The sequence below is a fragment of the Pseudomonas paracarnis genome (assembly GCF_904063055.1).
Classification (GTDB): domain Bacteria; phylum Pseudomonadota; class Gammaproteobacteria; order Pseudomonadales; family Pseudomonadaceae; genus Aquipseudomonas; species Aquipseudomonas paracarnis.
In genome coordinates, this window is sequence record NZ_CAJFCN010000004.1 from 295,095 (window position 1) to 316,425 (window position 21,331).

Below are 21,331 nucleotides of genomic sequence, written 5' to 3' on the forward strand. Positions count from 1 at the left end.
CAGTTCAAGTGAGTGAAGAGTGCCCGAGCTGGAGAGTCTCCAGAACGGCCGACAGACGCTGCATCACAGTCTTCACCTTGAGCTCAAGCGTTGTGTCGAGGCTGCTGCGGTTAAGTGCGCTTTCCAGTTCGATGCAGGCCTGGGCCAGGCTGAGCGCCTGCACTGCGCCCAGAGCGCCGGCGATCGAGTGCAGCAATTGGCCGAGGCCATGAGCATCACGCTGGACCAGGGCCGCGCCGATGCGCTGCATATCCTGCTGCACGCTGCTGATGAACAGCGGACGCATCTTGTCCGACAGTTGCACGCGGTCGTCGAATACCTGGGCGTCAGGCTCAACCGGCGACTTGACCTTGCACAGTTTGATCAACTGATCGCGCAGGGTTTGCAGGCTCAAGGGCTTGACGATCCAGGCGTTCATGCCCACTGCCAGGCAACGTACGCCTTCCTCGCGCATTGCATTGGCGGTCACGCCGATAATCGGCAAGTGTGGATCATGCTCACGCAAGGTTCTGGCCAGTTCATAGCCATTCATCAACGGCATATTCACGTCGGTCAGCACCAGGTCGAAGGCCTTCGGTTGCCATAACTGCAACGCCTGTTCACCGTTGGCGGCCAGGCTCACCGAGCAACCGAGCGCCTCCAGCTGTTCCTTGATAATCGCCTGGTTGACCGGATTGTCCTCGGCCACCAGGATGCGCAGCTCTAGCCGCCCGGCGCTTTGTGGCCGGGTCGCCGTGGGTTGCTCGTGCCTGCCGTGCTGCGCCAGTGATACGGTGGCGGCGATGGTGCGTATGTCGTGCATATCCACCATCCAGCCTTGGGCTGTGTGCAGCGGCGGGCTGTGTGCACCGGGCAGGCAGAGCACACGTTGGCCGGGCCATGGCTTAGGGGGATCGCCGGGTAACAGTTCTACCAGTACCGCGTGGTGACTGTCTTTGTCCTGGGTGGTCGCGGCCAGGGCGGCGGTGATTCCCAAGCGGTTGAGCCAGTCACTCATTGCCTGCGCCAGTTCGCGTACCGGTGCCTGCACATACACCGGCGTCGAGCTGGGCTCGATCAGCGGCAGGTTGGTCAGTGCACCACAACACAGTGGCAAGCGCATTTTCAGGGTAAAGCTGCTGCCCAGCCCGGGCTCGCTGACCACGCGGATTTCGCCGTCCATCATCTGCGCCAGCCACCGGCAAATCGGCAGGCCAAGCCCGGTGCCGCCTTCGCTGGCGGTGTCCGGTGCCTGGTAGAACAGATCGAAGAGCTTGGCCTGCTGCGCCTCGGCAATGCCAACGCCGGAATCGGTGACTTGCCATTCCAGGTCGACATTATTGGCGTCGCTGCCCACCACCCTGGCACGAATCACCACGCACCCAAAGTCGGTGAACTTGATGGCGTTGCTCACCAGGTTATTGAGGACCTGGCGGATGCGCATCGGGTCGCCCATCAGGCAGTTCGGCAACTGCGGGTCGATGTAACTGTAAAGCTGCAACCCCTTGCGCCGGGCGAAGGCGGCGTAGGTGTGCAAGGTATCTTCGAGCATGTCCAGCGGGCAGAAATCCACGGCTTCTATCGCCATTTGCCCGGACTCGATCTTCGAGACATCCAACACATCACTGATCAGTTGGAACAGTGTGGCGGACGAGCGCTGGATGGTGTGCAGGTACGTTTTCTGGTGCGGGTCGAGGTCGGTCAGGCCGAGCAATTCGAGGGTGCCGAGCACGCCATAAAGCGGCGTGCGGATCTCATGGCTCATGGTTGCCAGGAACAGCGTCTTGGCCTCGCTGGCCGCATCGGCGGCATGACGTGCCTCTTCCAGGGCCTGGGCGTCTTCGATGTGCCGGGTGATATCGTTGAATGCATACAGGCGTACGTCTTGAGCCTGATAGCGGGTCGACACAAAGCCGATCTGCAGGTGCCGGCCTTCGATCTCCAAGTGCGTCTCACCGCTCTCGGCGCCATCTTGCTTACCGGCCATTGCCTCCACCAGGCGTGAGGTGCCCGGCCACTGCTGGGCGCGCTGGTTCTCGATCAATACCCTGCCATCGCTGCGTCGCACAACGCATAACCCAGTGGGTGCGGTGTCGATGATCACGCGGCTGAACGCCACGCTTTCGGCGATGCGTTCGTGGGCCAGTTGTGCTGGGGTGATCACCTGGCGTCGATACCATCGGCTGCCAGCCCAACCCAGTGTAATCAGGCTGAACAGCACCAACGCCATGGTGCTCAACGGCCACAATGCGGAGTGAAAGAAGTGCGAGTAGTTCAGGCCATAGACCGCGCTCCAGGGCTGGTCGCCGGCCTCGGTGACCTTGAATTCAAAGCCGTCGGCCGTGAAATGCACACCATCGCTGAGCTGCGCCTGGTTGGCTGGCCCAATCAACCGGTTACCGTCAGGGTCAATCAGGGTAAAGCGATCAAACGCCGAGTGATTCAGCGCGCGCTGTACATCGTCGACCTGCGACACGTCGAGCAGGGTGCCGATCACGGCCTGGCCCTGGGCGTCGAGTGGCAGGCCGATGTAGGCCAGCAAATGTTCGGGTTCGGGGCCGGCCTGCCAATACACCCGATTCTGCTCCAGTGGCTGCGGCGCCTGTGCAAGGATTTGCTGCACGGCGTTGACCCGGGCCACCGGGTTGTCGGTATCCTCGGGGCTTTCGCGGTGCTGATAGCCCACGGACGGAATGGTGATGGCGTAGTCGGCCTGGCGATTGAGCAGGAAGGTTTGCGGCGCCTCGTACGGCGAGGAGGACCAGAAGGCGCTGTAGTAGCTGGTCAAGTGCGCACCCAGGGCAAAAATCGGCGGCCTCGCGGCGGTGCTGATCTGCTGTTCATCGAACTTGACGCTGAAGGGCACCGAAAACGAATACTTCTGGCCTTCGTACAGCGTGCGACGGTTGTCGACCATGCGGCTTTTGAGGCTGACCTGCACGTGGGTGGCGTGCAGCAGTTCGGCCTGGATGCCGGGGTGTGTCAGGCTCTTGAGGTAGGTTTGCTGTTCTGCGAGGTTTTCCATCAGCCGCGCAAAGTGAAAGCGCATCGCGCTGTAGCGAATTTCGACGCCCCGGTGCAGAGACCAGTAATTGGTCAGCATCAGCAGCAACGCGATTCCCATCAACACCATCAAGCCTTTGTTCAGACGCAATGAGCTGCGGGTAAAGGCTTCGAGAATCGCGTTATTGTGCTTCATCAGGGGTTTCCGCAGGCGCAGGATAAATCGGCACTGGATGGAGCTTACTCCTTATGATCGTGGCCGCCAGCTAGTGAGATGTCGCGGGGCCATCATTGTTCAGTAGTTGCTGAAATTGGTCCGAAGACACTGCGTGAGAGATCAGGAAACCCTGCACCTGATTGCAGTCGATTTTGCGCAGCAGCGCCAATTGCTGCGGGGTCTCCACGCCCTCGGCAACCACCGTCAGACCCAACTTGCGGCCCAGCGCGATAATGCTCGCCAATGCCTGGGCGATGCCTTCGTTGTCGTGGCTGCCCTGCACCAGTGCCTGGTCGATCTTCAGTTCGGTAAAGGGCGTGGACACCAGATTGAGGTAGGAGCTGTAGCCCTTGCCGAAATCATCCTGGGACAAACCGAACCCCTTGATCCGCAATCGGCAGGCGCCGGCGTAGAAATTGCTGATGTCCTGCGGCACCGAACATTCCATCAACTCGAAGCAGATCATTCCCGGGATACCATCGTGGTGCAGCACGAACTCCAGCAAACGGTCGGCCAGGTCATGGCTGTTGAGCAAGTGGGTCGGCAGGTTGATCGACACCGGAATTTCATAGCCGCGCTGGCGCCAGTGTTCCTGGGCGTGGATCGCTTGCTTGAGCACCTGCCACAACAGCCGCTCCTCCAGTTCGAACGCCTTGATTGCCGGCAGGAACGCGGCAGGCAGCATCACGCCTTGTTCGGGGTGCATCCAGCGCACCAGGGCTTCGGCGGCGACGATACGGCCGTTGGCCAGGGATTTTTTCGGCTGGAACCAGGCCTGGAACTGGCCGCTGCTCATGGCCTGCACCAGCGTGTGACGGTCGATGTCCATGTGCTCGGGCAGTTCGGGGGTAGGCGTGCGCACCCTGTTCCTGAGTTGGTTGACCAGGGTGCGTAAGGCTTCGGCGTTCACGGGCTTGGAAATCAGGCCAAGCACTTCCACATCGAGGTTTTTCGCCACTAGGCTGGCCGCCATCAGCATGCGCCTCGACGCCGCACTCATGATTGCCAGCGCCGGCTTGCAGCGCAGGCTGGCCAGGCACTGGATAAACTGCACGCCGTCCATGCCGGGCATCAGCAGGTCGGTCAGTACCAGGTCGAAGTCCCGCTGGCGCAGGCGCTCCAGCGCTTCTTTGCCATCCTCGGCGGTTTCGAGCAGGAAGTCTCCCAACTCGCTGAGCAAGTTCTGCAGGTAGATATGCTGCAGGGGATGGTCCTCGACAATCAGAATACTAAGGGGCTTCATGGGTGATCCGTGCATAAGGCGCCAGGGAGTTGAATAGAGCCCGCAACGCAAAGGGTTTGACCAGGCAATGGTTCATGCCGGCGGCCAGGCACAGGTCGGCCTCGCCGCGCATGGCGTTGGCGGTGGCCCCGATAATCGGCAACGTGCAGCCCTGGCGCCGCAGTTCACGCGCCAGTTCATAGCCGTTGATATGGGGCATGTTCACATCCGTCAACACCACGTCGAAGTTGCCGGCGGTGTGGAGCTGCAACGCTTGCTGACCGTCGGCCGCCAGCTCCACGGTGCAGCCTAGTTCTTCCAGTTGATCACGCAAAATCAGCTGGTTGATGATGTTGTCCTCGGCCACCAGCAGGTGCAGGTTGAGTTTGTTCAGATCCCGCCGGTGCGTTTGCTCATCGGCACGGGCCACCCATAGCCCTTGCGCCTGGCTCACGGCCTGATGAATAGCCCCCAGGTGGTTGAGGTTGACGTGCCAGGCGCCGGCGTCGGCTTCTACGCCGGGGCAGGCGTTGCTGCTCACGTGAATCACCGGCCCGGGCCACTCGGGCACCAGCAACGGGTCGACACTGCCGGGGTGCACTTGCAACAGCAGATGTGTGTCCGCCAGCGTCGGCAAGCCGGCCTGGGCCCTCGCGCCCCAACGGCGCAACCAGCCGGCGATGGCGTTTGCCAGTTCCGGGATCGGCGAGGCTACGTAAATGGTCTCGGCCAGCAACGGGGTCATCGGTGGAACAGATGCTTCTTCCAACGGCAGGATCAGGCTGAAACTGCTGCCCAGGCCGAGTTCGCTGACCATGCGGATATTGCCGTTCATCAACTCCGTCAGACGCTGGCAGATAGGCAGGCCCAGGCCGGTGCCGGCGACCACATTGGTATTGCCCTCACTCTGGTAAAACGGCTCGAAGATCATCGCCTGGTCTTCCTGGGCGATACCTTTGCCGGTGTCCGAGACTTGCCACAACAGACTGGAGCGTTCTCCGTCGCGGCCCAGCACTTTGACCCGCAGCACCACGCGCCCATAGTCGGTAAATTTCACCGCGTTGTTGAGCAGGTTATTGAGAATCTGGCGGATGCGCGTTACGTCGCCGATCAGACGTTCCGGCAGCTTGGGATCAAAGCAGGCATACAACTGCAGGCCCTTGGCGTGGGCCGCTGCGGCGTAGCCCTGGATGATTTCATGCACAAGGTCCAGCGCAGAGAACTCGCCCATCTCCAGTGCCAACTGCCCGGCCTCGATCTTCGATACGTCCAGCACATCGCAGATCAGTTGCAGCAAGGTCGACGACGAGCCTTCGATCGCCTGCAAGTAGTCCTTTTGTTGTGCATCCAATTGCGTGCGCGCCAGTAGTTCCAGGGTGCCGAGCACGCCATACAGCGGTGTACGGATTTCATGGCTCATGGTCGCCAGGAACAGGGTTTTTGCCGCGTTGGCTGCGTCCGCCGATTGCCGCGCCTCTTCCAGCGCCGCCTCGACCTGCTTGCGCGCACTGATGTCACTGAAGGCGCAAAACAGCACGTCTTCTCCTTTGTAGCGGGTGGGTGCACTGCTCAGGTACAGGTGACGGCCATCGATGGTTTCAAAGTAGTCACTGCGCTCGGAAGGTCCGTTGGCAAAGGCTTGCTCGATCCAGCCGGCGCGCAGCGCCTCGCGCTCCGGCCCGTTACCCAGCCATTGCTGGGCCAGGGCGTTTTCCAGTACCACCTGGCCGTCGGTGCGGCGCAGCACGCAGAGGGCCACAGGAGCGGTCTGGATCACATCGCGGCCGAAGGCTTCGCTTTCGATCAGTGCCTGGATGCGATGGATCGACGGAATGATAAAACGCTGGTCGACGCGGCGCATCACCAGCCCGATCAGCGTCAGGCTGAACAGGCAGAGCAACAACGAACCGAGCAGCTGTTTCCACAGGCCAGTGACCACTGCACGCAGGTCGATGGAGTACATCAACTGCCACTCAGAGGACTTCAGGTGTTTGCGAATCACCAGGTGGTCGGGTAGCCAGCCGTTGCCGACAAAACCGAAAAAACTGTCTTCGCCGGGCCTCAGCTGTTGCTGGCTCAACTGTGTATCGGTGCTGTTGGTGAACACCAGCATGCCCTGGGAATTGAGCATCATGAACTCGCCGGCGCTCTGGTCGCTGAGTGTCGAGGAGACTTCACGGCTATCCATCTCCAGGCCGAGCCAGCCGGAGTCGGGGTCGCGTTCGTCCAGGCGGATGAAGATGTACAGGTGCGAGTGCTGTTCAGTCCTGTCGCTCAGCCAAAGTTCGTTAAGTGTGGCCGGGTCGGTGTGCTGCAGGGCCTTGAGGCGGTTGAGCATGCATTTGGAAATCGGCAATACCTGCGAGGTGGCGTCGTAAAGGCGCATCACTTGCGGGTTGGGGCCTGCGTTGACATAGAGTAGGTTCAGCTGTTTGGCCTTCAGGTAGTCGCGCATGCGTGCGGTCAGCCAGATGCTCCACTGGTTGCCCGATGTGTCGCCCAATTCCAGGTGCTGTTCTTCGGCCGAGGATGGATAGACCCTGGACTGCTTGCGCACTGTCGACAGGCTCAGGCTTTCGAGCAGGGCTTGGCGGTTGGTGAAAAAGGTATGGGCTTCGGCAATGGCGCTGCTCATGTAGCCGCGGCGCTGGGAGATGTCGTTGTTGAAGGTCGACAGCAAAAAGGTATAGACCCCGCTGAGGATGCCTACCAGCAGCACGCTCGCAAAAATACGAAGCAGCCTTCTGGCTGCTTCGGGTCGGGAGAGGACGGGGTTGATCTGGAGCAGATAACTTTTCAATCGCATCGGCAGACTTTACGTCTGGGCCTTTGCCGGTGGCATAAGACGATCCTTAAAAATCACCTACTTGTAGTACATATCCACCACCACGGCAGCATCGAACGCTCCTGGAATCGGTAGGGTGCGCCACTTGAGGTCGGCCCGGAATTCATCGTGGCTCTGGCCCAGGCCCATCAGTTCCTGCAGCGTGAACCAGTTATTGAAGGGCAGTTGCTGCTGGCTCTCGGCGCGAGATAGCGAGATGCCGACTGAGCTGTTGTTGTCCGGCACCAGCAGGCCATTGTTCACACTGCCGCCGCCCGGCGTGGTGGCGAAGCGTGCGCTGACGGTATAGGGCGTGTCGCAACCCTTGCGCAGGTTCAGGCTGAAGTTTGCGCTGCTGGCGACTTCACCGATCGAGGCTTTGCGCGAAGGTGTGGGGAAGTTGACCACGCTGGGGCTGATGGTCAGTTCGGGAGTGCAAGGCACGAAGCGGATATCGTTCATGCCAGTGACCACATAATTGAAGTTGCTGTTGGGGCGTGAGTTGAGCCCGCGCACGCCGTCCAGTTGGAACACGCGGTAAGAGGTCAGCGTGCTGGCCTGGCCGCTCGGTGGCGTGGGGTCGTACTTCTCGATGAACACGCTGAAATTGAGGGTGAAGCGCGCCTTGTCCCAGCCCACGCAGTTGGACAAATTGCAGCCTCGGTCGGAGAAAAAACCGGTACCGACCTTGCCGCTGCTTTGGGTAATCGGTTGGTTGTTGTAGCGAATGCCAACGCGAATCCCGGTGCCGATACTCACGCTGGCGGGGTTGACGTAGAAATACACTTCCTCACGGCCGTGGAGGTAGTCGTCCTTGCAGATGACATTGGTCGAGCGCGGGCCTGATTCCCAAATGATAGTGCCGTTAGGTGCGTCGGCGGCGACCGCCAGCGCCGTACCCAGCGCTTCCTGGGTGATGATCGAGTTGGTGCCGTCCTCGCGGCAGGCCAGTGCGTGGCTGGTGGCGGGCAAGACCGCGCAGGCCAACACCAGAAGCGGTAAACAGCGTTTGGTCAGTGACATCGGTTCAAATACCCCGTGATTTATCAGTTGAGCGCCGTGCTGTGACGGGCTTGCAAACCGATATCGGTGATTTCGGTGAAGTGGAGAGTGGTGCCCTTGGGCACAGCGTCGAGCGCGGTCAGGGTTTTGCGTTCATGAGGCTTGAGCAGCAGGTAATCGCTGAGTGTCTGGCTGTCGGTTCGCAGGTTGACCAGCGATAGGTGGAAGGCGCTGGGGTTGTTGGCCGTCACCGTGCGCCCGTCGCTGCTCCATACCAACTGCTGCACCGCCTCGGCCGAGCCGCCCAGGAGTGCGGGAGGGCGATAGAACAGCTTGAGCCGCTGGCGGATCGCGAATTGCACGCTGTTGGGGTCTTCGACCTTGAGCGGGATTTCCATGATATTGAGCCAGAACAGCGATTCACGATCGCTGGGCAAGCCCTCACCGGCATACAGTATGCGCAGCTTGTGATGCTCCCCGGCGCCCAGTTGTACCAATGGCTCGGTGGCGGCAAAGGGCACGGTACGGTCGGCTGATTCGTCCTCGCCGGTGATCCAGGTTTGCACCACCACTTCCCGCGAGGCTTGGTTGACCACACTGATGCCGGCGGCCTTGTCCTGGCCGAAATAGATCAGGCGGGTGCCTTCGATCTTCAGCGCCGCATTGGCAGGCGGGGGTGCAAGCACCAGCAGCCCGCAGGCCAGCAGCACCACTCTGAGTAGAAACATGAACACGGCAATTCCATGGTCGGGTGAGGGAACGCAGACCATGGTAGGTAGGGAGTGGCACGAAGGCTTTGAGGCGATTCTTAAAAGTACGGTGTGCCCCTGATTGCCGTTTCAGAATCGCCTTAAAGTCAGGGTTCACCCCTGACGGTTACTTTGCTCAGCGTTGAATGATCGACGCGGATGCCCAACTGTCAGGTTTACCCTATGTCCAATAAAGCGTTACGCCTTCTGATTGCCGATGCAGAGCTTTTGCAACGGATCAAGATCGAGAAAATGCTCAACCAGCTGGGCTATCACCGCATCGCCCCGTTGAGTTCGTTCGACGAGTTGCAGGCACTGACACGCTCGGGCGTTGTGGCGTTTGACCTGCTGATCATCAACACTGCGCTGGTGCACTCACGGCAGGTCAACCTGCTCAAGTACTGCCATGACAACCCGTTGATCCGCCACACGCTGATCTATGACGGGCAATGTGCGCAGCGCTCTGTGGTGTCGGTCTCGGTTAGCCAGACCCTGCACCTGTCATTGTCACAGTCGCCCGACTTCACCTCCCTGCGACGCTGCATGGAAATTGTCGATCCGGCACACAGTTCTCCGATCGCTGAGTGGCCCATGCTGCACGCCGTGGACGGCCGAGCGTCCCAGCCTTCGATTAGCCCGCGGGCGGTCTATCAAGGCGACCCGACGGTGGTGGCATGTGCCGTGGGGTTGTTTCCCAAGCGCTGATCGTATCGTGCAGCATCAGTCACGCCAGACGGGCAGATCATCATGGTCCAGTGCCCAATGAGGTTGCCGTGGCCGCAGGCACACACCGCCGACCCAGCGCTCATGGCTGGCGTGGTCCAGCCAGCAGGCATTGCCGTCCAGTACCTGCTGCGCCAGTGGCGTCAGCGCCAATACGCGGCGCGGCCACTCCATGTTCGTTTCGGTCTCGATCAGCAGCGGCGCCGTCCCATCAATCAATGGGCGCAGCAGCGCGTGAAACATCATATCGCCCAGGAAAGGCAGTGGCTCGCGCTTGGCCATCAACTCGGCAAACACCCGACCGAAAGGCACAGGCCCGACCTCAGTAATATATTTCAAGGACAAACGTTCAGTCAGTGACAACCCGTCCTCGAGACCCGGCAACTCCTGTAACTGACGCCGTAACGCCGGCGCCAGAAAGGGCAGGGCAGGGTGATTGCCATGGGCCAGTTCCGCGAGCTTGAGCGGTGAGCTGTCGCAGTAAGCCGACCAGGCCCGTTTGGCCAACTGCACTGCGTCGTCGTCGATCAAGCGCCGCTGCGGCCAGAGCCAGGCCAGCACATCGGGGGCCAATTGGCCTATGCCGATAAATCTCTCGACGCCGGGAATTCGGTCTGCCTCAATCAGCTCCAGCTTGCGCGGCGCCTGCTCAAGGCCAGCCAGGGCGCGGACCAGGAACAATTGATCGTAGGCGTCCGCCTCGCACCACAGCACACTGTGATCGGCGTTGTTCAAGGCTTGTAGTTGGTTGTATTCATCGTTGATGCGATGCACAACTTCAGTGGAGTCAAGGGCAAAGGCCTGACTGATAAAGGTACTGCGCATCGCTCGGAACGCTTCGCTGGGTAGTTCACGCACTGGCCCCATGCACAACGGGTCAGTGAGCATCCGGAACTGTCCCTTGAACCCGGCCAGTTGCAGGCTGTGGGCAATATCATTACCACACCGCCAATGAGTGGTGCGGGATTCATCGCTGGCATCGAAACCAGGGTGGCGGGCGGCAAAGTCGAGGGCGTCGACGTGGGCCTTGAGCTTGGGCCAACTGGCGAAGCCCAGCTGTTTGGCTACCTGCCATTGAGCCTGGGACAAGGTTGCGCTGGGGTCTAAGCTTTTCAGCTGCGACAACAGTTCCTTGGCGCGCTTGCGCTGCTGCTCAAGGTTGAGGCGGCCATTGGTAGAGGAGGCCAAAGGGCGTTGCGACATACGAGCTCCTTGCACAAACCTTTTCCGCTTCAAGGTTGGGAGTCGTTGAAATGTGGTGGAGCTGGGATGTCTTGGGCGCAGCCCTTTCCGCGGAAGGTGGCGTAGAGAGCGCCAGGCGGGAAATATAGGCAGCATTGCCGTTCGGTGCAACCCTGAAAATGTGGGCTTGCCCCAATGCCACTCAGTCAAGCGCAGCTCCCACATAGGATTTTCGTTGCTTTGGGGATTGCGTTCGCTTAATTCATCGACATTGGGGCAGGTGCTGTTTTATTTGTCCTGGCGCGCAGCCAGGGTTTTTTGATGCTCGGCCAGGAAGGGTTGCTCCGCTGGATCAAAACGATCAATCCCGGCGGTGAAGCGGTGCCAGTAGGGGTACAACGGCTGACGGCGAGTGACGGCTTCGATGCGCGCCGACTGCTCGTCGGTGAGTTTCAGTTCGGTGGCCGCCAGGTTATCGCGCAGGTGTGCTTCCGTACGGGCGCCGACAATCAGCGAGGTGATCCCCGGGCGATCCTTGAGCCAGGCCAGGCAGGTGCGGGCGACCGAGACGCCGTGTTCATCGCCGACGGCGGCGAGGGTCTCGATAATGTCCAGCGCACGTTCCTGGTCGTGGACGTAGGGTTCCGGCCAACCGCTGCCCTGGCGGGTATTGGCCGGTGGCTTGTGCCCGCGTCGGGTTGTGCCGGTCAGCAAGCCTTCGCCCATCGGGCCCCACACCAAAGTGCCGACCTGCTGGTCCAGGGCCAACGGCAGCAACTCGTACTCGGCCTCGCGGGATTCCGGAGTGTAGTAGATCTGCTGGGTAATCGGCTTGAGCATGCCGTGCAGTTCAGCCTTGCCCAGGGTTTTCATCATCTGCCAGGCGGTGAAGTTGCTGGTGCCGAAATAGCGGATCTTGCCCGAACCCACCAACAGGCGCAGGGCTTCCAGGGTCTCTTCGATTGGCGTCATGCCGTCCCAGTTGTGCAGTTGGTACAAGTCGATGTGGTCGGTACCCAGGCGCTTGAGGCTGGCTTCGCACGCGCGGATCAAGTGGTAGCGCGATGAGCCGGAGTTGTTGGGGTTGTCGTCCACCGGGCTGCGGCCCTTGGTGGCCAGCAGAATGTCGTGACGCTTGTCGCCCAGCGCCTTGCCCACCACTTCTTCGGCCAGGCCGTGGGAATAGAGGTCAGCGGTGTCGACCATATTCACCCCGGCGTCGAACGCCATATCGAACATGCGCTTGGCCAGGGGCACATCCACCGCACCGCATTTTTCAAATTCTGCGCGACCGCCAAAAGGGACGGTGCCAAGGATGATTTCCGATACCAGCAGGCCGGAATGACCCAGTTGTCGATACTGCATGTTGCCTCCTACTTAACGTTGCACGTGAAGGTGTGAACGATGGGGGCGGCGATAGTTTGAATTTTTTCGTGAAATCCTCGCGCCCGTCTTGGCATGACGTCAATGAAGATTGTTTCGCTGGATGAAATGCTGGATTGTGAATCCTGGTCATTCCGCCAGACAGGGCAGCGGTAGAACATCCCTGGCGTCGATACCCACTCATTTGGAGCCTGTCATGACCCAGCCTGCGATCAAACTCTATGGTTTTCCCCTGTCCGGCCACTCCCACCGGGTCGAGCTGATGTTGTCCCTGCTGGGGCTGGCCAGTGAATTTATCCTGGTGGACCTCAAGCAAGGCGCGCATAAAACGCCTGAGTTCCTCACCACCCTGAACAGCTTTGGCCAGGTGCCGGTGATTGATGACGGCGGCACGGTACTGGCCGACTCCAATGCGATCCTGATTTACCTAGCCAGCACCTATGGCAGCGGCCAATGGCTGCCGAGCGACCTTGTCGGGCAAGCCAAGGTGCAGCGTTGGCTCTCGGCCGCCGCCGGCCCACTCCATGCCGGGCCTGCCACGGCGCGCTTGGCCACGGTGTTTGGCGCCGAGGTGGACACTGTCGGCGCAATCAACCGTGCCCATGCCTTGCTTAGCGTGATGGAGCAGCAACTGAGCCAGAGCCGTTTCCTCGCCAGTGAGCAGCCCAGCATTGCCGATATCGCCTTCTACACCTATGTGGCCCACGCGCCGGAAGGCAATGTGTCCCTGGCCGACTACCCTAAGGTGCGCGCCTGGCTCGCCAGCATCGAAGCACTGCCGGGTTTCGTTGGCATGCCGCGCACGGCGGTGGGGCTGCAATCGCAATAACAACCAAGGGGCGCCGATGGACCGATTTCATGAAATGCAGGTGTTCCTGGCCGTGGCCGAGGAGGAGGGGTTTGCGGCTGCCGCACGGCGCCTGAACACCTCGCCGCCCAGCGTGACCCGCGCCATTGCCGCCATGGAACAACGCATCGGCACCCAGTTGTTGGCGCGCACCACCCGCAGCCTGCACTTGACCGAAGCCGGCCAGCGTTACCTGGAAGACTGCCGACGCATCCTTGCCGAGCTGGACGAAGCCGAGGAAGCGGCGGCGGGCAGTTACTCCATCCCGGGCGGCCAGTTGACGGTGACCGCACCGGTACTGTTTGGCGAGTTGTATGTGGCGCCGGTACTGGGGGATTATCTGGACCGTTTTCCCTTGGTGAGTATCAACGCCTTGCTGGTCGATAGGGTGGTCAATATGACCGACGAAGGTGTTGACGTGGCGGTGCGTATCGGCCACCTGCAGCCATCCTTGCAGCAAGCGATCAAGGTCGGCGAAGTACGCCGGGTGGTGTGCGCATCGCCGGCTTATCTTGACCAACACGGGCGGCCCCAGCGCCCCGAGCAGTTGCGTGAGGCCAGGCTCGTCACCTCATCGTCCAGCCAACTGGTCAGTGAGTGGACATTCATCGACGCCGGCCAGCCGCTGAAGGTACCGATCGAGCCACGCCTGGTGGTCACCGCCAACAATGCCGCGATCAACCTGGCCCGCCTGGGCTGGGGCATGACGCGGGTACTGTCTTATCAAGTCGCGGCAGCGGTGGCGGCGGGTGAGTTGGAGCTGGTGCTGGAGGATTTCGAACCGGCGCCGCTGCCGATCCACGTGGTGTTCCAGCAAAACGGCCGCATACCGGCCAAGGTCAATACGTTTGTGGATTTCCTCAGCCATCGCCTCGGGCAGGACCCGGCCCTGAACGCGGCGACGAAGCAGCGCGCCTGATGGAGCGTTTTCGCGATATGCAGCTGTTTGCCGCGCTGGCCGGGCAACCCAGCCTGGCGTCGGCGGCGCGCCATGCGCAGGTCTCCGGCCCGACGCTGGTACGAGCGGTTGCGCGCCTTGAGGCACGCCTGCGCGTGGTGTTGCTGCAACGCAGCACCCGTGGGGTCAGCCTGACCGATGCAGGCCAGGCTTACCTTGCCGACTGTGTGCGTCTGCTGGCAGCGGTGGACGCGGCCGAGGCTTCGGCCAACGGTTTGCATGTGCAGGCCCAGGGCGACCTGCGGATATTCCTGCCGTTGCTGTTCAGCCGCTATGTCATGGCGCCGTTGTTGGCCGGCTATGCGGATCGCTACCCGGCGGTGCGTGTCATCGCGCACTATCACGATTATTTCCCTAACCTGCACGTAGAAGGGCTGGATGTGGCGGTACTGGTCGGCGAATTGCCCAGTTCGTCGCTGATTGCGCGGCAGGTCGGGCAGGTGGGCACTGTCCTTTGCGCCAGCCCCGCTTACTTGGCGAACCGGGGCGAACCCCGACATCCGGCCGACCTCAAGCAGCATCATCTGATTGCCAGCGCCGACCCGGTGCACTGGGATTTCCCGCATTACACCCTCAAGGCTCGCGCCCGGCTGCGTTGCGCCACTGTCCAAGGTGCGATCAATGCGGCGGTGCAGGGGGCTGGCGTGATTCGAGCCTTGAGTTACCCCCTGCACGAACACCTGGCGAGCGGCCAGTTGCAGCGCCTGTTGCCTTCCTTCGAGTCGCCGCCGCAGCCGGTGTATGTGGTTTACCGCGAAGGTCGTCATGCGTCGATGCGCGTGCGCAGCTTTGTCGACTACTGCGTCACCGCGTTGCGCGAGCATCCGGCGTTTCAGTTGGCGTAATAGTGGATTGCCCAGGGTGGGCATTCTCTCCATCGCGGTGTGGGTGCAGCATCTTCAGTATCTAACCGGAGGTGAGCGCCATGCACTCGATTGAACCAACCCCTTGGCATGTCGGCGAACGACACATGCAGGAAAGTGCCGGCGTCTCTGAACGCATGGCCATGATCGGGCCTAAGGTCATTCGTGATCATCTGCCTGAGCAGCACCGCGATTTTTATCCGCTGCTGCCGTACTTGATCGCGGGTGTGGTGGACGAACAAGGCATCCCCTGGGCAACGATGCTGGAAGGCGCTCCAGGGTTTGCGCATTCACCGGACCCACACACGCTGCAGATCGACAGCCTGCCCGCCAAAAGCGATCCCGCCTGGGCTGGGATAACGGATGGCGCGGCGATCGGCCTGCTGGGCATCGACCTCAACACCCGCCGCCGCAATCGCATGAATGGCCGGATCGGATCGCTTGAGGATGAGGGCTTTACTGTGGACGTAGTGCACACCTTCGGCAATTGCCCCAAGTACATCCAACTGCGGCCCGTCGCTGGCATTGCACGCAAAGCCGGCAACCTGGCCGAGCGCAGCTGCCGCCTGGACGACGCCGCACAAGCACTGATCCGCCACGCCGACACTTTCTTCGTCGCCAGCTACGTCGAACTGCACGGCGAACGTTCGGTGGACGTCTCCCACCGAGGCGGCAATACGGGATTTGTGCGAGTGGAAGGTAACGTACTGACCATCCCGGATTTTGCCGGCAACCTGTTCTTCAACACCCTCGGCAACCTGCACGCCAACCCGGTGGCGGGGTTGTTGTTTGTTGATTTTGAGACGGGTGACGTGCTGCAAGTGGCCGGGCGTACTTCGTTGATCCTGAGCGGGCCGCAAGTAGCTGAGTTCGAAGGCGCGCAGCGCTTGTGGACGGTGACGGTGGAACATGTGGTCCGCCGCCCGGCAGCGTTGGCCTTGCGCTGGCAATTCGCGGAATTTTCGCCACACAGCCTGGCGATGGGCACCTGGTAGCCTGATGCACTCTCCCAGGCGCAGCCTATCCAGTGTGGGAGCTGTCGAGCCCCAGCGAGGCTGCGATGGCGGCGGCACGGTCAACATATTCATTGCCTGACCCACCGCCATCGCGGCCTCGCTAAAGCTCGACGGCTCCCACAGGGGAATGTCATTGCCTGTTGGGTTTGCGCGTTTTCATCAGGCCACCGGGCACTCACGGTTCAATGCTTCATCTACCAGCAACTGCGCAATCTCGATCATCTGCACCACCGCCAGCACTTGCTTGCGGGCGTGACCGTCAAGCTGTTCGGCACAGACAGTCGTGGACTCCAGCATTTCGCTACCACACGAAGTAAGGAGGCGACTGTACACGGGGTGGTAGACCGGTCATAGAAACCCTGCAGGCCGAAGCCTCCCATGCACAACCGCCACAAAGCAGCCAACACAACACCCTTGATGGTTAGCGGTGAGGCTCATCGGACGCAACCCGAAAGTTGTGTAAGAGCGGTCTGACAACCGCGCCGTTGCGGGTACGCCGAATACCCCATGTAGGAGCGAGTGTGGCGCAGGCTTTTCGCAGCCGGCGAATAGGCTCAATACCGAACCATCACCGACTTAAGCTCGGTGTAGTCCTCAATGAACGCACTGCCAAACTCCCGCCCTAATCCCGAAGACCGGCTGCCACCAAACGGCACTGCCGGGTCGAGCAAGGTGTGCATGTTCACCCACAGGGTGCCGGCCTTGACGGCCGGGATCATGCGCAGGGCCTTGCCCAGGTCATTGGTCCACAGGCTGGCGCTCAACCCGTAGGCCCCGTGGTTCATCATGGTCAGTAGTTCGTCTTCATCGTCGTAGGGCAGGAAGGTGGCGATGGGGCCGAAGGTCTCTTCGTTGAGCAGGGTGTCGTGCAGGTGGTTGGCGAGGATCACGGTGGGTTCGACGTAGCAGCCGGGGCGGTCGATGAGGTGGCCACCGTGGATGATCGTGTTGTTTTCGGTGCGGGCCTGGTTGAAGTAGCCGAGCAGTTTTTGTTGGTGTTGCTGGTGGGTCACCGGGCCGAATTCGGTGTGTTCATCCAGGGGCGAGCCGATGGTCAGGCGGCTGAGACGTGCCTTGAGTTTTTCCAGCACGGCATCGATCTGCGAGCGGTGCACGAAGAAGCGTTCGGCCGCTGCGCAGATTTGCCCCGAGTGCAGGAAGCCCGCTTCGATAATGCCATCCACCGCTTTGTCTACATCCATGTCGCGCAGGAAGCCGGCGGCGTTCTTGCCACCCAGTTCCAGGGTCGCGCGGGTCAGCCCGGCGCCCATGGCACTGCGGCCTACTGCAATACCGGTGGGCACTGAGCCGGTGAAGGACACCTTGTGCGTGCCGGGGTGTTCCACCAGCCCCTTGCCGACTTGGCCGCCGCCGGTCAGCACATTGAGCACCCCCGCCGGCAACCCGGCGTCGATGGCCAGTTCGGCGATGCGCAGCAGGGTCAGCGGTGTGAATTCGCTGGGCTTGATGATGATGCTGCAACCGGTCACCAGTGCCGAGGCGAGCTTCCAGATGGCGATCATGGTCGAGAAATTCCACGGCACAATGCCCACCACCACGCCCACCGGTTCGCGCAAGGTGAAGGCGGTGTAGCGCTCGCCATTGAACGAAGGCAGCGACGGCGTGAGGGTCTGGCCGCTGAGCTTGGTGGCCCAGCCTGCGTAGTAGCGCAGGAAGTGCGCGGCCTGGTCGACCTCAAAGGCGCGGGAAATCTGGATGATTTTTCCCGACTGGCAGGTTTCGATCTGCGCCAGTTCTTCGCGATGGTGTTCCAGCAGGTCGGCCAGTTTCAGCAGCACGTTGCCACGGATGGCGGGAGCGGTCTGGGACCAGAGCTGGAAACCACGGTTGGCGCAAGCGACCGCGGCGTCGATATCCGCCAGGTCTGCGTCGGCCACGTCGGCGATCACCTGGCCGGTGGCGGGGTTGGTCACGCTCAGGCGTGCATCGGCGTGGCTGCGCACACTGGCGCCGTCGATAAACAGCCCATGACGGCGACGCAAAAAGGCTTCGACGTGAGGCAGCAGCGGGATATCGCTCATGGCAGGTTCCTGGCAGTTCACAAAAGAAACCCCGAGGTTAACCAACGCGCAGGTACGCGGCTTGACTGTGCCTGCCAGGTTTTATGCCTGTGCCTGCCGTGCCTGTGAAAAGTACAACCTTGCCTGCCGAACGTGCATGTTGTGCCGGCGCAAGCCGTTCGATACTGGCCCTGCATCCCGCGCCGTTCCACGATTCGGAGCGCCTGCCGGACTTCCAATAATAAGCAGGGCCGTCCATGAAAAAGCCAAACCCGCTCCTCGAAGACCTCAAGCCTCTTCTGCCTGCCATTGCCGCGAACGCCAGCCGTGCCGAACAGCTGCGCCAGGTGCCGGATGAGAATATCGCGCTGCTCAAAAGCATCGGCCTGCACCGCGCCTTCCAGCCCAAGGCCTTTGGCGGCCTGGAGCTGTCGCTGCCCGAATTCGCCGACTGCATCGCCTTGCTCGCCGGCAGTTGCGCCAGCACCGCCTGGGCCATGAGTTTGTTGTGTACCCACAGCCATCAACTGGCGCTGTTCTCGGCGCAGTTGCAGGAGGAGATCTGGGGCGCCAACCCGGATGCCACGGCCAGCAGCAGTATTGCGCCGTTCGGCCGGGTGACCGAGGGCGAGGGTGGCGTGTACTTCAGTGGCGAGATGGGCTGGAGCAGCGGCTGTGACCATGGCGAGTGGGCGATTGTCGGCTGCCGTCGCCAGAATGCCGAAGGCACCCAGGATTACTGCTTTGCCGTCCTGCCGCGCAGTGACTATCAGATTCGCGATGACTGGTTCGCGGCCGGCATGAAAGGCAGCGGCACCAAGACCCTGATCATCGACAACGCCTGGGTGCCCGAGCACCGGATTCAGAAGGCCAAGGACATGATGGAAGGCAAGTCCGCAGGCTTTGGTCTGTACCCAGACAGTCAGATTTTCTACGCGCCGTATCGGCCGTATTTCGCCAGTGGCTTTTCCACCGTCAGCCTCGGCGTGGCCGAGCGCATGCTGGAGGTGTTCCGCGAAAAAACCAAAAACCGTGTGCGCGCCTACACCGGTGCTGCCGTTGGCGCAGCGACCCCGGCGCTGATGCGCCTGGCCGAGTCCACCCACCAGGTGGCCGCCGCTCGGGCGTTTTTGGAGAAAACCTGGCAAGACCACGCCGAACACAGCGCTGCCCACCGCTACCCCGCGCGAGAAACCCTGGCGTTCTGGCGCACCAACCAGGCCTACGCCACCAAGATGTGCATCGAAGCGGTAGACCGCCTGTTCGCCGCCGCCGGTGGCAATGCCTGGTTCGAACACAACGAAATGCAGCGCCTGTTCCGCGATGCCCACATGACCGGCGCGCATGCCTACACCGACTATGACGTGTGCGCGCAAATCCTTGGCCGTGAGCTGATGGGCCTGGAACCCGACCCGAGCATGGTGTAGCTGCGTTTTCCCTACAACAATCAGGGCGGCCCATAGAGGCCACCCGGGAGTCTTGCATGTCTGACGTATTCGACCCACGGGCCTTTCGTCGCGCCTTGGGCAATTTTGCCACCGGCGTGACCGTGGTCACCGCCGCCACCGCCTCCGGGCGCAAGGTGGGCGTGACGGCCAACAGTTTCAACTCGGTGTCCCTCGACCCGCCGCTGGTGCTGTGGAGCATCGACAAACGCTCCAATAGCCATGCCGTGTTCGAGGAGGCCAGCCACTTTGCCGTGAATGTGTTGGCGGCGGACCAGGTGCATCTATCCAACAATTTTGCCCGCCCCCGTGAAGACCGCTTCGCCCTGATCGAATACGAGCCGGGAGAGGGTGGCTCGCCGGTATTCGCCGATTGCTCGGCGCGTTTTCACTGTGAGAAATACCAGCAGGTGGACGGCGGCGACCATTGGATCATGATCGGCAAGGTGGTGGCCTTTGATGATTTTGGCCGTGCGCCGCTGCTCTATCATCAGGGCGCCTATGCCGAGGTCCGGGCGCTGCCTCCGTGCGCGCCCGAGGCGGTTTAGAACGGCACGGCGACCACCAGTTGGCTGTAGACATTGGTGCCGTTGCCGCCGATCTGATTGCCGCCGTTTTCGGCTGATTTATTCGGTTTGTACAGGCCGAGCAGCGGCGTGATGATCAGGTGCTCGTTGACGGCCCATTCGGCATACAGGTCCAGTTCGCGGCCATCCAGGTTCAATTGGCCGCGGGTGCTGACGGTGTTGTAGTCGAAGAACAGCGCCCCAAGCGTGACGTTCTCCAGTGGCTTGACCTTGAGCGCCACGTGCTGCACGGCGGTGTTGCTGTTGAAGGGGCCGGAATAGTTGCCCGCTACTTCGCCCTGCACCCAGGTGCCGTAGCCACGGTTGAAGCCTGAGAACATGCCGTCCCAGTTCTTCGAATAACGGGCGTAGCGGTAGGTCAGGTCCGGTGACCACGGCAGGTTGGTGAAGGTGTAACCGGCTTCGGCGTAGCCGGCATTTTCCTGGCCGTCGCGACGGCTTTGGCGCGCCAGTTCGAAGGCGAAGTGCGCGTTGTCGATACCGGCATTGCCGGCGCCGCGCAGGCTGTAGAGGTTCATGCCTTTGCGCTGGCGCTGCAGGTCGGTGGCGAAGCGCTCATCCACATCGATGCCGTGAATATAGGTCAGCCCCAGGGTACCCGGCGCGGCACTGTATTCCAGGGTACCGGCGGCCATTTCGGTGAGGGCCTGGGCGCGGTTGTCGGATTTGATCCACATCAGGCTGCCATGTACGCCGTCCTTGCCACCCAGGCGAATCACCGCCGTCTTATCGAAGGCATGGCGCGCGGCGATGTAGTAGGCGCCGCCGCGATTGAACTCGCCGTCGCCCACACCGTTGCCCAGGTTGGGGCCATCGTCGTTAAGGATAAAACCGTCGCCCAACATGATGATCTGGCGGCCAAACGACAGGTCCACACCGTCCTTGCCCAACACCGGGAACAGCTCCCCGGACCGCCAGCCGGCGAAGGCTTCGTCAAACTTGGTGGTGCGCTCGGTGCCGTTGGTCAACCCGGATGCGTCGCCATCGCCCCAGGTACCGGAACTCACCAGGTTGGCCGTGCCATACACACCGCCCAGGTTGCCCAGGCGCTGTTCGACGCTCAGGCCGTACTTGATGAACGCCTCACGCCAAGTGGAGCCGTCGCGGCGCCCATCGTAGTTCTTCGGGCTATTGAACATACCGTACACGGCGAGGAAGTTGCCGGTGACCTGAGTGTCGGCGTCTGCATACAACTCGATGGCCTGCGCCTGGCCCACCAGCAGTGCCACGCCTAGGCCGACCGTCTGGCGCAGGCGGCGGTTTTTCAGTGTGTGCTCCATTGTTATTGACCCCATCTTGGTTAAGAGTGA

16 protein-coding genes and 1 pseudogene are annotated in these 21,331 nt (G+C 61.5%); 7 read left to right on the forward strand and 10 right to left on the reverse strand.

What is annotated here, in order from left to right:
* Window positions 1–4: 4 nt before the first annotated feature.
* From JMV15_RS11325 to JMV15_RS11345, 5 genes are all read right to left on the reverse strand, one after another.
* Window positions 5–3,178 (reverse strand): hybrid sensor histidine kinase/response regulator, encoded by a 3,174-nt coding sequence (locus JMV15_RS11325; protein ID WP_038450662.1) that lies wholly within the window; start codon window positions 3,176–3,178, stop codon window positions 5–7.
* 70 nt (window positions 3,179–3,248) lie between these two features.
* On the reverse strand, window positions 3,249–4,442 hold the full coding sequence (locus JMV15_RS11330) for an EAL domain-containing response regulator (RefSeq protein WP_038450660.1): 1,194 nt from the start codon (window positions 4,440–4,442) through the stop codon (window positions 3,249–3,251).
* Window positions 4,429–7,227 (reverse strand): ATP-binding protein, encoded by a 2,799-nt coding sequence (locus JMV15_RS11335; RefSeq protein ID WP_014719101.1) that lies wholly within the window; start codon window positions 7,225–7,227, stop codon window positions 4,429–4,431. The genes JMV15_RS11330 and JMV15_RS11335 overlap by 14 nt, the downstream gene beginning before the upstream one ends.
* A gap of 57 nt (window positions 7,228–7,284) precedes the next feature.
* Window positions 7,285–8,268: a fimbrial protein gene (locus tag JMV15_RS11340; RefSeq protein ID WP_014719100.1), complete on the reverse strand. Its 984-nt coding sequence runs from the start codon at window positions 8,266–8,268 to the stop codon at window positions 7,285–7,287.
* 23 nt (window positions 8,269–8,291) lie between these two features.
* Window positions 8,292–8,975 carry a fimbrial biogenesis chaperone gene (locus JMV15_RS11345; protein ID WP_229999901.1) on the reverse strand — a complete coding sequence of 228 codons (684 nt, stop codon included), beginning with the start codon at window positions 8,973–8,975 and terminating at the stop codon, window positions 8,292–8,294.
* A gap of 204 nt (window positions 8,976–9,179) precedes the next feature.
* Here JMV15_RS11345 and JMV15_RS11350 point away from each other — a divergent pair, with 204 nt between their 5' ends.
* Window positions 9,180–9,701, forward strand: coding sequence for an ANTAR domain-containing protein (locus tag JMV15_RS11350; protein ID WP_014719098.1), 522 nt, complete (start codon window positions 9,180–9,182; stop codon window positions 9,699–9,701).
* A 15-nt stretch (window positions 9,702–9,716) separates the two neighbouring features.
* Here the strand turns inward: JMV15_RS11350 and JMV15_RS11355 are convergent, their stop codons facing one another.
* Window positions 9,717–10,922: a DUF1835 domain-containing protein gene (locus JMV15_RS11355; RefSeq protein ID WP_014719097.1), complete on the reverse strand. Its 1,206-nt coding sequence runs from the start codon at window positions 10,920–10,922 to the stop codon at window positions 9,717–9,719.
* A 267-nt stretch (window positions 10,923–11,189) separates the two neighbouring features.
* Window positions 11,190–12,266 carry an aldo/keto reductase gene (locus JMV15_RS11360; RefSeq protein WP_014719096.1) on the reverse strand — a complete coding sequence of 359 codons (1,077 nt, stop codon included), beginning with the start codon at window positions 12,264–12,266 and terminating at the stop codon, window positions 11,190–11,192.
* Between the two features lie 214 nt (window positions 12,267–12,480).
* Between JMV15_RS11360 and JMV15_RS11365 the strand changes: the two genes are divergently transcribed.
* The 4 genes from JMV15_RS11365 (at window position 12,481) to JMV15_RS11380 (ending at window position 15,947) form a co-directional block, all read left to right on the forward strand.
* On the forward strand, window positions 12,481–13,113 hold the full coding sequence (locus tag JMV15_RS11365) for a glutathione S-transferase family protein (RefSeq protein WP_014719095.1): 633 nt from the start codon (window positions 12,481–12,483) through the stop codon (window positions 13,111–13,113).
* A 16-nt stretch (window positions 13,114–13,129) separates the two neighbouring features.
* Window positions 13,130–14,050, forward strand: coding sequence for a LysR family transcriptional regulator (locus JMV15_RS11370; RefSeq protein ID WP_014719094.1), 921 nt, complete (start codon window positions 13,130–13,132; stop codon window positions 14,048–14,050).
* Complete coding sequence (locus JMV15_RS11375) at window positions 14,050–14,934, forward strand: LysR family transcriptional regulator (RefSeq protein ID WP_014719093.1); 885 nt, start codon at window positions 14,050–14,052, stop codon at window positions 14,932–14,934. Before JMV15_RS11370 ends, JMV15_RS11375 begins: the two co-directional genes overlap by 1 nt.
* Before the next feature lie 80 nt (window positions 14,935–15,014).
* On the forward strand, window positions 15,015–15,947 hold the full coding sequence (locus tag JMV15_RS11380; RefSeq protein ID WP_038450656.1) for a pyridoxamine 5'-phosphate oxidase family protein: 933 nt from the start codon (window positions 15,015–15,017) through the stop codon (window positions 15,945–15,947).
* 180 nt (window positions 15,948–16,127) lie between these two features.
* On the opposite strand, the gene JMV15_RS11385 is transcribed toward JMV15_RS11380, so the two are convergent.
* Together JMV15_RS11385 and JMV15_RS11390 are read right to left on the reverse strand one after the other, a co-directional pair.
* The gene (locus JMV15_RS11385) at window positions 16,128–16,265 is read right to left on the reverse strand and encodes a DUF6124 family protein (RefSeq protein ID WP_014719091.1); all 138 of its coding nucleotides are present in this window, start codon (window positions 16,263–16,265) and stop codon (window positions 16,128–16,130) included.
* Between the two features lie 257 nt (window positions 16,266–16,522).
* Window positions 16,523–18,010 (reverse strand): aldehyde dehydrogenase family protein, encoded by a 1,488-nt coding sequence (locus JMV15_RS11390; RefSeq protein ID WP_038450654.1) that lies wholly within the window; start codon window positions 18,008–18,010, stop codon window positions 16,523–16,525.
* Window positions 18,011–18,246: 236 nt separating this feature from the next.
* On the opposite strand from JMV15_RS11390, the gene JMV15_RS11395 reads away from it, so the two are divergent.
* Window positions 18,247–19,416 carry a p-hydroxyphenylacetate 3-hydroxylase oxygenase component gene (locus JMV15_RS11395; protein WP_032901980.1) on the forward strand — a complete coding sequence of 390 codons (1,170 nt, stop codon included), beginning with the start codon at window positions 18,247–18,249 and terminating at the stop codon, window positions 19,414–19,416.
* A 56-nt stretch (window positions 19,417–19,472) separates the two neighbouring features.
* Window positions 19,473–19,946 (forward strand): annotated as a pseudogene (locus JMV15_RS11400) (flavin reductase family protein); the annotation flags it as partial.
* A gap of 32 nt (window positions 19,947–19,978) precedes the next feature.
* Here JMV15_RS11400 and JMV15_RS11405 read toward each other — a convergent pair.
* Window positions 19,979–21,301, reverse strand: coding sequence for an alginate export family protein (locus JMV15_RS11405; protein WP_038450650.1), 1,323 nt, complete (start codon window positions 21,299–21,301; stop codon window positions 19,979–19,981).
* Window positions 21,302–21,331: the final 30 nt, after the last annotated feature.

What these genes read in the sequence shown, in the direction of transcription:
- JMV15_RS11375 (WP_014719093.1), top strand. Translation starts at nt 14,050, where the DNA reads ATGGAGCGTTTTCGCGATATGCAGCTGTTTGCCGCGCTGGCCGGGCAA.
- JMV15_RS11345 (WP_229999901.1), bottom strand. Translation starts at nt 8,975, where the DNA reads ATGTTTCTACTCAGAGTGGTGCTGCTGGCCTGCGGGCTGCTGGTGCTT.
- JMV15_RS11395 (WP_032901980.1), top strand. Translation starts at nt 18,247, where the DNA reads ATGAAAAAGCCAAACCCGCTCCTCGAAGACCTCAAGCCTCTTCTGCCT.
- JMV15_RS11340 (WP_014719100.1), bottom strand. Translation starts at nt 8,268, where the DNA reads ATGTCACTGACCAAACGCTGTTTACCGCTTCTGGTGTTGGCCTGCGCG.
- JMV15_RS11355 (WP_014719097.1), bottom strand. Translation starts at nt 10,922, where the DNA reads ATGTCGCAACGCCCTTTGGCCTCCTCTACCAATGGCCGCCTCAACCTT.
- JMV15_RS11325 (WP_038450662.1), bottom strand. Translation starts at nt 3,178, where the DNA reads ATGAAGCACAATAACGCGATTCTCGAAGCCTTTACCCGCAGCTCATTG.
- JMV15_RS11365 (WP_014719095.1), top strand. Translation starts at nt 12,481, where the DNA reads ATGACCCAGCCTGCGATCAAACTCTATGGTTTTCCCCTGTCCGGCCAC.
- JMV15_RS11385 (WP_014719091.1), bottom strand. Translation starts at nt 16,265, where the DNA reads ATGCTGGAGTCCACGACTGTCTGTGCCGAACAGCTTGACGGTCACGCC.
- JMV15_RS11360 (WP_014719096.1), bottom strand. Translation starts at nt 12,266, where the DNA reads ATGCAGTATCGACAACTGGGTCATTCCGGCCTGCTGGTATCGGAAATC.
- JMV15_RS11330 (WP_038450660.1), bottom strand. Translation starts at nt 4,442, where the DNA reads ATGAAGCCCCTTAGTATTCTGATTGTCGAGGACCATCCCCTGCAGCAT.
- JMV15_RS11335 (WP_014719101.1), bottom strand. Translation starts at nt 7,227, where the DNA reads ATGCGATTGAAAAGTTATCTGCTCCAGATCAACCCCGTCCTCTCCCGA.
- JMV15_RS11370 (WP_014719094.1), top strand. Translation starts at nt 13,130, where the DNA reads ATGGACCGATTTCATGAAATGCAGGTGTTCCTGGCCGTGGCCGAGGAG.
- JMV15_RS11390 (WP_038450654.1), bottom strand. Translation starts at nt 18,010, where the DNA reads ATGAGCGATATCCCGCTGCTGCCTCACGTCGAAGCCTTTTTGCGTCGC.
- JMV15_RS11380 (WP_038450656.1), top strand. Translation starts at nt 15,015, where the DNA reads ATGCACTCGATTGAACCAACCCCTTGGCATGTCGGCGAACGACACATG.
- JMV15_RS11350 (WP_014719098.1), top strand. Translation starts at nt 9,180, where the DNA reads ATGTCCAATAAAGCGTTACGCCTTCTGATTGCCGATGCAGAGCTTTTG.
- JMV15_RS11405 (WP_038450650.1), bottom strand. Translation starts at nt 21,301, where the DNA reads ATGGAGCACACACTGAAAAACCGCCGCCTGCGCCAGACGGTCGGCCTA.